Below are 11,545 nucleotides of genomic sequence, written 5' to 3'. Positions count from 1 at the left end.
CTCAAATGCGAGGGTGAAGACGTCTATATCACCCTTCGCCCCCTCGGGAAGGGTGACTAACGCCCGGGCGCGGTGCGCAACAGAAACACAAGAAGTTCAAGTTCGATGGCCAGGTGCACCAGGAACGGCAACAGGACGTTTTGACGTTTCCGCGCCCACAGTGTCAGTACAACCGACAGGGCTACCATTCCCAACGTTTCCGGTGGCGCCTTCTGAAGGTGATACAGGCCCTCGGACAGCGGCACGATGAGCCATCCGGCCCGCGGAAGCCATCTGTCCCAGGAGCGAAGGAGACTGTAACGATGAAGGAACTCCCAGCCAATGAGCCATGACGCGTTCCAGGCGAGGTGCCAGCAGAACACATGGTGTTTCTGTGTGGGCGAGAGGTGTCCGAAACCCCGGTAGGTTTCGCGAACACCCGGGATTGAAGGAATGACGATCACGGCCAAGGCGCCGATTGCCACAAGCCCTGCCAGGATATACCAATCGGACCGCCGCCAGCGTTTGAGTGTAAAAGCATCGATATCCAGGTGAGGGAGAGCAAACAGAAAGGGAATCACAAACCACGCGGCGAACTTGAATACATCGAAACCGCCTGGCCGGAACCGCAATAGAAGCCGCCATTCGAACGGGAAACGCACTCCTTGAGTCGCGAGAGTGTCCATGCCGAGAACAAGCAACACGTAGAAGGCGACAAGCAATGCTACCCGCCGTGACCGGCCCGCCGTCTTCTCGGATGGATTGGCTGCAGCCATCGTCTATCTGGCGATCTTTTTGCCTTCCCGCGTATCGGGGAAGGGGCAAAGCTCTCGAACGCAGCACTGAGAGCACTTGGGATTGCGCGCCTGGCATGTCGCGCGGCCGTGGAATACCAGGCAGTGCGAGAACTCCGTCCAGCGCTCCTGAGGCACAATTCGCATCAGGTCCTGCTCGATTTTGGCCGGGTCGCCATTCTTAGTGAAGGCCAAACGCGCGCTCACGCGTTTACAGTGGGTGTCGACGATGATCCCAGGCGTGTTGAAACATTCGCCGAGCAGGACGTTCGCCGTTTTCCGGCCCACGCCATCGAGTTGAAGCAAGCCCTCCATGGTGCCCGGCACCTTCCCGCCGAAGTGTTCGACGATGGTCCGGCACGCCGTTTTGATGGCCTTTGCTTTCTGGCGGTAAAACCCGCAGCTCCGAATGGCCTCCTGCAGCTCCTGGTCAGGCGCGCTGACGTAGTCTTTCGCTGTCCTGTACCGCTTGAACAAAGCCGGAGTGGTGATGTTGACGCGCTCGTCCGTGCACTGAGCCGCGAGGATGGTAGCCACGAGCAACTGAAGCGGATCCTTGAAGTCCAGCGAACATCGCGCATCGGGATAAGCCCGCGCTAACGCGTGCAGGACTTCACGCGCGCGTTCTCGATTTGCTTCCCGGGTCATTTTGATTGCCGCCATGCAAGCAGTTCCTCCGCGTCCATACAGTTGAGCAGGTCTTTCTTCTCCAACCATCCTTTGCGGGCAATCCCGAGGCCGAAGTCGACATCCGCCAGCCCTTCGACGCTGTGTGCATCGGGCCCGATGCAGAACTTGATGCCTCGCTCTTTGGCTTTCCGGATGTGACGCCAATCCAAGTCCAGCCGGTGGGGGTTCGCGTTGATCTCGATAGCTACGCGGTGCTCTGCGCACGCATCAAACACAGCGTCCATGTCGAGGGGATATCCTTCCCGTGACAAGAGCAGCCTTCCCGTCGGATGCCCCAATATGGTCGTAAACGGGTTGCGGATCGCCCCAATCAAGCGTTTTGTTGCCTCCGATTCCGGCATGTTGAGCCTGCTGTGGACCGACGCGATCACGAAGTCAAAGCGCTTGAGGGTCTTTTCGTCGTAGTCAAGCGACCCATCGCCCAGTATGTCAGATTCGATACCCTTGAGAATACGGATCCCATCAAGTTTCTCAGCTATGGCCGCCATTTCCTTATGCTGCTTGGCAACGTCGGCGGGTGTGAGTCCGCCTGCATAGGCCGCCGTCTGGCTGTGGTCCGCGAACCCGATGTAGGCATAGCCCAGGTCTCGGGCTGCTGCGGCCATTTCCTCGATGCTGCTTCGGCCGTCGCTGTACGTTGAATGACAGTGCATGACCCCGATCAGGTCGTCCCGCGTAACCAGGTCAGGCAGGGAATCCGCTTCGAACTCGCCCATGTCTTCGCGAAGCTCGGGAGCTATGAAAGGGAGGTCCAATGCAGCGAAGATCGCGGTCTCATCTTCGCACGGGATAAGGCGGTCCTCTCCTTTGAACAGCCCGTACTCGTTGAGTTTCATCTTGCGCTCTTTAGCGCGTTGCCGCATGGCGACGTTGTGCTCTTTGCTGCCCGTGAAGTGCGCGAGAGCATACGGGAACTGCTCGTTGGATACGACCCGGAGATCTACGGCGATTCCCGATGATAAGACGACGCTGGATTTCGTCTCGCCGCGGTTCGTGACGGCCTCGACGCCCGGCGCTTCCGCGAACCGGGTCATGATTGCGTCCGGTTTGCTCCCCGAAGCCAACACGTCGATATCCTTGACGACCTCCTTGCGGCGGCGGAGGCTGCCCGCGATCTCGACACGCGAAACCGATTTTCCCGTGCGCACGTGATCCCGGATGGCGTAAGCAGCCTCCAATGCAGTATCGACAAGGAAAAGTCCCTGGTGACGTTTCGCGAATGCCAGGCCGTCCAACACCTTCTGCTGCATCTTAGGTCCGAATCCCTTGAGGGACACGAGCCGGTTCTCGACACAGGCGTATTCCAATTCTCCCAGGGTCTTGATGCTCAGGTCCTCGTAGAGCGTCTTGATGCGCTTGGGACCCAGACCGGGAATCTTGAAGAGGTCGAACAGGGACTCGGGGAACTTTGCACGCAGCTCCTGATAGTATTTGAGCTGACCCGTAGTCACCAGTTCGGTGATCTTTTGCTCGATGGCTTCCCCTACGCCCTTCAGTTCGCGCAGACGTTTCGCCTTGACCAGGTCGGTAACGTCCTCGGCGGACTGAAGTATTTGCCGTGCGACGTTCTCGTATGAGCGGGCCTTGAATGGGTTCTCGCCCGACAATTCGAGCAGAAGGGCGATTTCCTCAAGGATTGCAGCGACTTCCTTGCGGTTCATACCGATGCTCCGACAGGCGCAGGGCCGTCCGTTAATCACACTTTCAGATTAAGGGCCAGGGCCAGTACTTCTCGCATTTCTCTTACAAAATGAAATTTCACCTTCTTGCGGGCTTTCTCAGGCACGTCTTCGAGGTCCTTTTCGCAGCGTTCGGGAAGAATGATTTCGGTAACGCCGGCCCGGACGGCCGCGAGCACTTTCTCCTTGATGCCGCCAACGGGCAGTACCAATCCCCTCAGCGTTATTTCACCCGTCATGGCCAGGTTGCGCTTTACCTTCTTGCCGGTCAGCAACGAGGTGATGGCTGCCAGCATGGTTACACCGGCGCTGGGTCCGTCTTTGGGAACAGCCCCCGCCGGAACGTGAATGTGAATGTCGAACTTCGCGAACTCGTCGGGGGGCAGCCCGAGAGCGGCCGCGTTTGCGCGCACATAACTCAAGACCGCCTGGGCGGACTCCTTCATCACGTCGCCCATTTGACCCGTAAGCGTAAGCTGCCCTTTTCCGGGCATGCGGGTCGCCTCGACGAACAGGATGTCGCCTCCGGTGGGGGTCCAGGCAAGCCCCGTGGCGACGCCCGGCCGCCCCGTCCTGTCAAGGACCTCATGGTAAAAACGCTCGGTGCCAAGGTATTGCTCGAGATCATTCGGTCCCACTTTGATGGGTTTGCGGCGGCCTTTTGCAATGACGGTCGCGCAGCCGCGGCAAACGGCGCCGATCTCGCGCTCGAGATTGCGCACGCCCGCCTCCCGCGTGTACGACCCGATAATGCGACGAATGGCGGACACGGCGATGGTCACTTTCCCGGGGGGAATCCCGTTAGCGATCATCTGACGGGGCACGAGGTATTTCCTGGCGATATGCACCTTTTCCTCGAGGATGTATCCGGGAATCTCGATGACTTCCATCCGGTCGCGCAAGGCCCAGGGAATCGTGTCCAGGATATTAGCGGTTCCTATGAACATCACCCGCGACAAATCGAACGGTACGTTCAAGTAATTGTCAGTAAACGAGTTGTTCTGCGCGGGATCCAGCACCTCGAGCAGGGCGGACGACGGGTCGCCGCGAAAATCAGCCCCCACTTTGTCCATCTCGTCAAGCATGAATATGGGGTTGTTTGAGCCCGCTTTCCGAATACCCTGGACTATGCGGCCGGGCATGGCGCCCACGTACGTCCGCCGATGCCCGCGGATTTCGGCCTCGTCATGAAGGCCGCCGAGAGACATGCGCACAAACTTCCGCCCCAGCGCCCTCGCAATGGATTGGCCGAGCGACGTCTTCCCGACCCCGGGCGGGCCCACAAAACAGAGAATGGGGCCCGGAGCATCGGGTTGAAGCTTTCGGACGGCAAGGTACTCGAGAATGCGCTTCTTGACCTTGCTCAGCCCGTAGTGGTCCTCCTCGAGTATTCTCTCTGCCCGCACGATGTCTAGCCGGTCTTCGGTCGACGTATTCCAGGGAAGGTCCACGAACCAGTCGAGGTAGGTGAGAATCACGTGGTATTCCGCACTGGCCTCGGTCATCTGGCGCAGGCGGTCCAACTCCCGCAAGGCTTCTTTAAGGACCTCTTCGTTGAGGTTCAAGGCCTCGATCTTGTGCCGGTACTCCTCAAGTTCCGGCCGCCCCTTTTCCCCGATCCCTAACTCATCCTCGATGGCTTTCAGCTGCTGGCGCAGGTAAAACTCCCGTTGGGCGGCGTCTATCGAACTCTTGACCTCCGCCTGAATCTTGTGCGACGCCTCCATGACCTGGAGTTCATTGCCCACGACATAGACAAGCCGTTCCAGCCGTTCGCGAGGATCCGTCGCGGAAAGCAGTTTCTGCTTCTCTTCAACAGAGATATTGAGGTTGGCGGCAATGATGTCGGCAAGCCGGCCGGGGTCCTCGATGCTGTCCAGGACATGCACGGCCTCGTCGGGTATATTGGGCGACAGTTCCGCGTAACGCGCCATCTGTTGGCGAATGGTCGTCACCAGTGGAGGGAGCTTCTCCGGAAAGGTGGCTTTTTCGGCGAGGATTTCGACGCGCACCATCGGGTAGGGCTCTCGTTTCGTCAGGCCAAGGGGCCGAAACCGTTCCAGGGCCTGGAGAAGCACTACCAGGCTTGTATCGGGGAGGCGCTGAAGTTGGAGAATACGGGTCGTCGTACCCACGTCGTACGCCGCATCGAGTGCTCTTGCCTTGCCGTTATCCTGGCGCACGGTCAGCACAGCGAGCATCTTGTGGCCCAAAGCAGCCTCGTCGATCAGTCTCTTGTCGCTCTCCTCGGTAAGGCGAATCGGCATGGCAGCCAATGGGAACAGTACGATCTTGTTGAGCAGTAACAGGGGGAGCGTTTCCGGCGCGTGGCCGCTACCGCCCGTGATGGTTGCCTGGGAGGAGTCATTGCCGTCAGCCATTACGATGCGCTCCTTGGCACCTCGATTCGGAGGTAGCCCTCACGGAACCTGGCTTGGATACTTTCCACATCGGCGTTTGCCGGAAGCTGAACCCGCCGCGCAAACCGTCCATACGGGATTTCCAGCTGATGGACGTGAACCGTCCGCGAAGGCACCCGTTTTGGCCGTTCTCCCTCGATAATCAGGATGTCGCGTTCGACCGTTACGTTCACTTGTTCTTTCTTCACCCCCGGCAACTCGGCGATGATCACGATGGTGTCTTCCGTTTCATAGATGTCAAGGGGGGGTTCCCAGTCCGTGGGAGAAAAGGCCTCTACCTGTCTTCGAGGGCTCAGCGCGTACATGTGGAAATAGACGTTTGGGTATCGAGGCATTGCCCGTTCCTCTCGTATCGCTCAGTCATCCGTCCAAACACAATGTGAGAGGGCGCTGTTGTCAGGGAGCAGCGTTCTCGTGCGCGACAGCGTCACGCGTAAAGCGCACCTGTAAAATCGCCCGGTCAAGAGAGTATATCGGCCGCGTTTTCGTTGAAGCAAGAAAAGAACCTGCCTATAATTGCGTGTCTCTGAATTGAGATTTCAATGGGGATTCAATAATGGAAGGTTGCCCAGGATGTCTGACGCTTCGGTAGTCATTGTTCCCACATACAACGAGGCGGAGAACATCGAGCGGCTGATCCATGCCATCCGTGATGCATGGAGCGGCCTCGACGTGGTAGTGGTCGACGATGGCTCACCCGATGGGACGGGAGACAAGGCCGCGGCGATCGCCGGCGTGCACGTCATACGCCGGCCGGGAAAACTGGGCCTGGGGACGGCGTATGTCGCCGGGTTCCGGTATGCCCTGGAGCACGAATATGCACGGATAGGCGGTATGGATGCTGATTTCAGCCACGACCCGGCCAGGCTGCCGGCGCTGTTCGCCCTGCTTGACAAGCACGATGTCGGTATTGGGTCACGCTACATTGCGGGGGGCGGAACGAGGAACTGGGGCGTTCATCGCCAAGTGCTGAGCCGTTCGGCTAACGCATTCGCGAGGTTCATGCTGGGTCTTTCCGCAAAGGACGTGACCTCCGGATTCCGGTGCTACCGCCGGGAAGTCCTGGAAAACATCGATCTGGATGCCCTGGCGTCCCATGGATATTCGTTTCTTGTAGAGCTTCTCTATCGTTGCGTGCAGAACGGGTTTTCAGTCGGAGAAACGCCCATCATCTTCGAAGACCGTGCCCAGGGAGCCTCCAAAATGAGTATGAAGGAAATCTGGGGCGGGGTGAAGAACCTGTTTCGTCTTCGGTTCGAATAGCACCGGTACGCAAGATGGAAACAGCCTCGTTCTTCCCGGTTCCAGGTTGACTCCAGGCGAAAGTCGTGTAAAATACCTACACAAGCTCTTATAGAGGCGAGTACATCAGCTGACATGTTGTTTCGCACGTCGAACAGAGGCGGTGCAAGGCTGCGCACCGTTACCGCATGCATTCTGGTGGGTTTGTATGCGGCGGCCGTTGTTCACTATGCAATTCCATCTCTACACCACCATAGGGGCGTACCAGATTCCTGCTCGTTGTGCATGCTCCTGTTTTCTCCCGTCGTCCTGGCGGGGCTAGCCGGTTTTCTCTCGGCTCTTGCCGGCGCCGGCCGGATTGCGGCTTTTGGAAAGCACCTTCTGCTTCCCCGTATGGCCGTCTTATCCTTCCGTTTGCGTGCTCCGCCTCAACCCGTCTGAATCCATCCCAGCTCTTGGTTCCTGACCCATTCCCATGCGATTTGTCACGCATGGGATCACTGGGTATTTGTTCAGTTCTCATCTGCAACGTCATAACAAGGATTTGGAGGAGTTGACCTATGTTTAAGAAGGGATTTACGTTAATAGAATTGCTTGTGGTCATTGCAATTATCGGCATTCTGGCCGCAATCCTACTACCGGCCTTGGCCCGTGCCCGCGAATCGGCGCGCCGTGCTAGTTGTGCCAACAATCTGAAACAGATGGGTCTCGTGTTCAAGATGTATGCCAACGAAGCCAAAGGGGAGAAGTTTCCATTCATGATGGTCTTCGACTGCGCAGGCGCTCAGTTGGCTTTCGACCAGGGAGTGGCCGTGGAGACGATCTACCCCGAATATCTGACGGACCTCAATGTGCTCATCTGCCCCAGCGCGGTCAATGCGGGAACGCCGGTTGAACTGTGGGACGAGGGGGGGACCTTCGGACATTATGCGCCGTTTGGCGGCGTCCCCGATGGCGAGGTACAGCCGTGCGAGGTTACGGGACACCCCTACTCCTACAACGGCTGGGCGCTGTCTCATGCCCTGGTTAGCTCCGATTACATCGTGTTCGACTCAAACCTTGATGATTTCGTCGACAACGTTCTAGCGGCTGACCCAGGCAAAGTGGACCAGGATTGGTCCCTTGACACAAGCATGGCGGGCCAGGAGACCATTTACCGGCTCCGGGAAGGCATTGAGCGGTTTTTTGTCACGGATATCAACAATCCCACTGGCAGCGCCCAGGCCCAGTCCACGCTCGCTGTCATGTGGGACCAGGTGGCGGAGGAAGCCAGCCATTTCAACCATGTTCCGGGCGGGAGCAATGTTCTGTACATGGATGGCCACGTGGAATTCGTTCGCTATCCGGGAGATTTCCCATGTGATGAAGGTGGACTCCTGCTTCACGAAGCCAGCCATTAGATTGTGTCGTCTGATCGGAGAAATGCATCGGTATGGGCGGCGCAGTGCGCCGCCCACGCTTTCCCGGCCGCACGCTGGCTGTTAAGTAAGTACACCGGGCGGACTTAGCCTGACACGCGTTTCTTCCTCTCCGCGCTCGGGTGCGCGGGGCGATCGCTAACCCGAGCTCACGCTTGTTCGCAATCATAAACGCCTTCTGGTATCATCTTTTAAGCAAATTGGTGAAGCCTTTCGTGGCTGAAATGGTTTCCAGATATAGTGTAATTACATGACCTTTGCCGACAGGAGGCACTAGATGCGCAATACGCGTTCACAATTCGTGGGCTTGCTCTGTTTTCTGGTCTTTCTCGGATTGCTGTTGTCGAATGGTTTTATAAACCGCATTTTCGCCCAGCAAACCGATGTAGACGTCTTCACTCAGATCGAGCCCATTGGGAATGTTCTGGACGAAATACTCAAGAGCTACGTCTACGAACCCGATCTCAACACCGTTGTCGAAGGCGGTCTGAAGGGGATGATGAACGCCCTTGATGAACACAGTTCATACATTTCGCCGGAGATCTACAAAGATCTGACCGACGAAACCCAGGGGGAGTTCGACGGCATCGGCGTTACGATTCAGCTCGACGAAAATGGCAATATCATGGTGTTTCAACCGATTGAGGGCTCGCCGGCCGCCAAAGCAGGCGTGTATCCCAACGACCGCATCATCAGGATCGACGGCGTTTCCACGAAAGGCATGAGCCTTGCCGAAGCCGCGCAGCTCATCAAAGGTCCGCGCGGCACCGTTGTCAAGCTCACGCTTCTTCGCCCCGCGACCGAGGAAGGCGTTGACAACGAAGTCCTCGAGATCGATATCAAGCGGGGCAAGATTCCCATTGAGAGCATCGTCGAGGCGCGCGTTCTCGAAAACGGCATCGGCTACGTCCGTTTGAGCGATTTCAAACGAACCAGCCAGGAAGAACTCAAGAAATGCCTCAAGGACCTCGATGACCAGGGTATGAAATCCCTCATACTTGACCTGCGTTGGAACCCGGGCGGCCTTCTCGATGCCTCCGTCGATGTCTGCAGCCTGTTCCTCGAGTCGAATACCCTCGTCACCTATACCAAAGAGCGCGATCTTGAAACGGGCGAGCTCAAAGAAGACATGATGCTTTATACGAAGGGCGGCCCTGCGGAGCCCATGTCTTTTCCCTTGATCGTGCTTGTGAACCAGTTCACGGCCAGCTCCTCGGAAATTGTTACCGGGGCGCTCCAGTTTTATAAGCGCGCACTTATCATTGGCCAGCAAACATTTGGAAAAGGGAGCGTGCAAACGATCATCCCCTTGAGGCGGCCCGTTGGAAGCGCGCTGCGATTGACCACAGCCCTGTATTACACGCCCGCGGAAGTCACGATTCACAAGCAAGGCATCTTGCCCGATGTCGATGTCGAAATGGCCGAGGGACATCAACGCAAATTGCTCGACCAGATGCGCGAGTCATTCATCGAGGATCCCACTTTGCGTCGCGGCGGACAGAACCACGGCAGCGTAACGGGTAATGCGGCAACGGAAGAAAGCGTCGAAGACACTCAATTGGCGCGTGCGGTGGAAATCCTTAAGGAAGATCCGGTCTTTGAAAACCTGGTCGAAAAGTACCATCGGGATACGAAAGAGACCCAGGTAGCGGCGGCGGAAGACAAGAAAGCCGAAGAGAAGGCGCCCGCACAGGGCGAAGCCGAGGTGGTCCCGCAAGTGGAAACGCCGGAGCCGCCCGGAGAATAGCGGGGAATGCGCCCGGATAACCGCCAGAAGGATGAGTTGCGGCCCGTAACGTTTCAACGGCAATACACGCGGTATGCGGAGGGGGCCGTGCTTGTCGCTTTTGGAGAGACAAAGGTGGTCTGCACGGCTACGGTCGAAGACCGGGTGCCGCCTTTCCTGCGAGAAACCAATACGGGATGGATAACCGCCGAATACGCCATGTTGCCGCGTTCTACCCATACCCGGACCTCGAGAGATTCGCTGAGCTCCGGGCGGGCCAAGGAAATCAGCCGTTTGATCGGGAGGTCTTTGCGGAACGTTGTCGACCTGAGTTTCCTGGGCGAGCGCCAGATCATCATGGATTGCGATGTTCTTCAGGCGGATGGCGGAACGCGCACGGCCGCGGTCACGGGCGCGTATGTTGCCCTGCACGATGCCATTCACTCCCTGCTTGACCAGGGCACGATAACGACATCGCCGCTTCTGGGCCAATGCGCGGCGGTCAGCGTGGGGCTTGTGGATGGCGAAGCCCGCCTCGACCTGTGTTACGAAGAAGACGCCGCTGCAGACGTAGATATGAACATCGTGTGCCGGAGCGACGGAAACTTGATCGAGGTACAGGCAACAGCCGAAGGAGAGCCTTTCCCCAGACAAGGGCTGGAGTCGCTCCTCGAACTGGCGTATACGGGATGCGAACGCCTTTTCGCGTTACAGCGGGAGGCCCTGCAAATTGCCTGAGATCCTCCTGCTCGGCACCAAGAACGAGTATAAGGTTGCTGAACTCACCGGGCTTCTGGAAGGGCTCCCGTGGCGGGTGACAGGCCTGAACGCCCTGCCGGACCTTCCTGAACCCTTGGAGGACGGCAAGACTTTTGCTGAAAATGCCCTCATGAAGGCGGTTTATTACCAGCAGGCATCGGGCTATACCTGTGTTGCCGATGATTCGGGCATCGTTGTAGATGCCTTGGACGGCGCCCCGGGCGTCTATTCTGCACGCTATGCCGGTGAACCAAGCTCGGATGTGGAAAACAACAAGAAGCTCTTAAGAGAGCTCGCGGAGATTCCGGAGGGGGCTCGCACTGCGCGCTTTGTGTGTTGCGCGGTCATCGCCCACCCGGACGGCCGTACGCACTGCGAAACCGGCACGGTTGAGGGACGTATCGCTTTTCAATCGCGCGGTGTGTCCGGTTTCGGCTACGATCCTCTCTTTATCCCGGCAGGGTTTGAGCAGACCTTTGCGGAGCTCGGACCCGAAGTCAAGCAGCGTATCAGTCATCGCGCGCGCGCCTTTGGCAAGCTCCGCGCCTATTTGGAAAGCATTCATGAGAGTCGTTCCTGCAACAGCTGACGGGATCCGGTTCGCCGCCGATGCCCTGTGCGCCGGAGAGATCATTGCCTATCCAACCGAAACCCTTTACGGCCTGGGGGTAGACCCACGTAACGATGAGGCGATCGGCCGTCTCTTTCGAAGCAAGGGAAGGGCTGACGATAAGCCGGTACTTTTGATCATCGACAGTCTTGCCCAACTGGAAGGTTTTGCGGGCGGCATATCGCCCGCCGCCCGCCGGTTCATCGAGCGTTTCTGGCCCGGGCCGCT

The 11,545-nt window shown here is 58.0% G+C and carries 11 protein-coding genes; 6 read left to right on the top strand and 5 right to left on the bottom strand.

Features of this window, described 5'->3' with window-relative positions:
* Positions 1-56: 56 nt before the first annotated feature.
* Genes PLJ71_10715 through PLJ71_10695 form a run of 5 tightly spaced genes read right to left on the bottom strand, consistent with a single transcriptional unit; the run spans position 57 to position 5,897 of the window.
* Positions 57-755, bottom strand: coding sequence for a hypothetical protein (locus PLJ71_10715; GenBank protein ID HQM49150.1), 699 nt, complete (start codon positions 753-755; stop codon positions 57-59).
* A 3-nt stretch (positions 756-758) separates the two neighbouring features.
* Complete coding sequence (gene nth / locus PLJ71_10710; protein HQM49149.1) at positions 759-1,436, bottom strand: endonuclease III; 678 nt, start codon at positions 1,434-1,436, stop codon at positions 759-761.
* Entirely contained in the window at positions 1,418-3,124 is a 1,707-nt protein-coding gene (gene polX, locus PLJ71_10705) for a DNA polymerase/3'-5' exonuclease PolX (GenBank protein HQM49148.1), read from the bottom strand. The genes nth and polX overlap by 19 nt, the downstream gene beginning before the upstream one ends.
* 35 nt (positions 3,125-3,159) lie before the next feature.
* The gene (lon, locus tag PLJ71_10700) at positions 3,160-5,523 is read right to left on the bottom strand and encodes an endopeptidase La (GenBank protein HQM49147.1); all 2,364 of its coding nucleotides are present in this window, start codon (positions 5,521-5,523) and stop codon (positions 3,160-3,162) included.
* Positions 5,523-5,897 carry an Hsp20/alpha crystallin family protein gene (locus PLJ71_10695; protein HQM49146.1) on the bottom strand — a complete coding sequence of 125 codons (375 nt, stop codon included), beginning with the start codon at positions 5,895-5,897 and terminating at the stop codon, positions 5,523-5,525. The genes lon and PLJ71_10695 overlap by 1 nt, the downstream gene beginning before the upstream one ends.
* A 238-nt stretch (positions 5,898-6,135) precedes the next feature.
* Between PLJ71_10695 and PLJ71_10690 the strand changes: the two genes are divergently transcribed.
* The 6 genes from PLJ71_10690 to PLJ71_10665 form a co-directional block, all read left to right on the top strand.
* Positions 6,136-6,825, top strand: coding sequence for a polyprenol monophosphomannose synthase (locus tag PLJ71_10690; GenBank protein ID HQM49145.1), 690 nt, complete (start codon positions 6,136-6,138; stop codon positions 6,823-6,825).
* 539 nt (positions 6,826-7,364) lie between these two features.
* Positions 7,365-8,204 carry a DUF1559 domain-containing protein gene (locus tag PLJ71_10685; protein HQM49144.1) on the top strand — a complete coding sequence of 280 codons (840 nt, stop codon included), beginning with the start codon at positions 7,365-7,367 and terminating at the stop codon, positions 8,202-8,204.
* Between the two features lie 295 nt (positions 8,205-8,499).
* On the top strand, positions 8,500-9,969 hold the full coding sequence (locus PLJ71_10680) for a S41 family peptidase (GenBank protein ID HQM49143.1): 1,470 nt from the start codon (positions 8,500-8,502) through the stop codon (positions 9,967-9,969).
* Positions 9,970-9,975: 6 nt separating this feature from the next.
* Positions 9,976-10,686 (top strand): ribonuclease PH, encoded by a 711-nt coding sequence (rph, locus tag PLJ71_10675; protein HQM49142.1) that lies wholly within the window; start codon positions 9,976-9,978, stop codon positions 10,684-10,686.
* On the top strand, positions 10,679-11,296 hold the full coding sequence (gene rdgB / locus PLJ71_10670; protein ID HQM49141.1) for an RdgB/HAM1 family non-canonical purine NTP pyrophosphatase: 618 nt from the start codon (positions 10,679-10,681) through the stop codon (positions 11,294-11,296). The genes rph and rdgB overlap by 8 nt, the downstream gene beginning before the upstream one ends.
* A partial coding sequence (locus PLJ71_10665) for a Sua5/YciO/YrdC/YwlC family protein (GenBank protein ID HQM49140.1) occupies positions 11,271-11,545 on the top strand: 275 nt, incomplete at its 3' end. The genes rdgB and PLJ71_10665, both read left to right, overlap by 26 nt.

The organism is Candidatus Hydrogenedentota bacterium (assembly GCA_035416745.1).
In the GTDB taxonomy this organism is placed as follows: Bacteria; Hydrogenedentota; Hydrogenedentia; order Hydrogenedentales; family SLHB01; genus UBA2224.
This window is presented reverse-complemented; position numbering and strand designations above follow the sequence as displayed.

Bases quoted from the DNA above. Each gene is read 5' to 3' on its own strand.
- PLJ71_10680 (HQM49143.1), top strand. From the start codon at position 8,500: ATGCGCAATACGCGTTCACAATTCGTGGGCTTGCTCTGTTTTCTGGTC.
- PLJ71_10715 (HQM49150.1), bottom strand. From the start codon at position 755: ATGGCTGCAGCCAATCCATCCGAGAAGACGGCGGGCCGGTCACGGCGG.
- PLJ71_10685 (HQM49144.1), top strand. From the start codon at position 7,365: ATGTTTAAGAAGGGATTTACGTTAATAGAATTGCTTGTGGTCATTGCA.
- PLJ71_10690 (HQM49145.1), top strand. From the start codon at position 6,136: ATGTCTGACGCTTCGGTAGTCATTGTTCCCACATACAACGAGGCGGAG.
- nth (HQM49149.1), bottom strand. From the start codon at position 1,436: ATGGCGGCAATCAAAATGACCCGGGAAGCAAATCGAGAACGCGCGCGT.
- rph (HQM49142.1), top strand. From the start codon at position 9,976: ATGCGCCCGGATAACCGCCAGAAGGATGAGTTGCGGCCCGTAACGTTT.
- PLJ71_10695 (HQM49146.1), bottom strand. From the start codon at position 5,897: ATGCCTCGATACCCAAACGTCTATTTCCACATGTACGCGCTGAGCCCT.
- polX (HQM49148.1), bottom strand. From the start codon at position 3,124: ATGAACCGCAAGGAAGTCGCTGCAATCCTTGAGGAAATCGCCCTTCTG.
- lon (HQM49147.1), bottom strand. From the start codon at position 5,523: ATGGCTGACGGCAATGACTCCTCCCAGGCAACCATCACGGGCGGTAGC.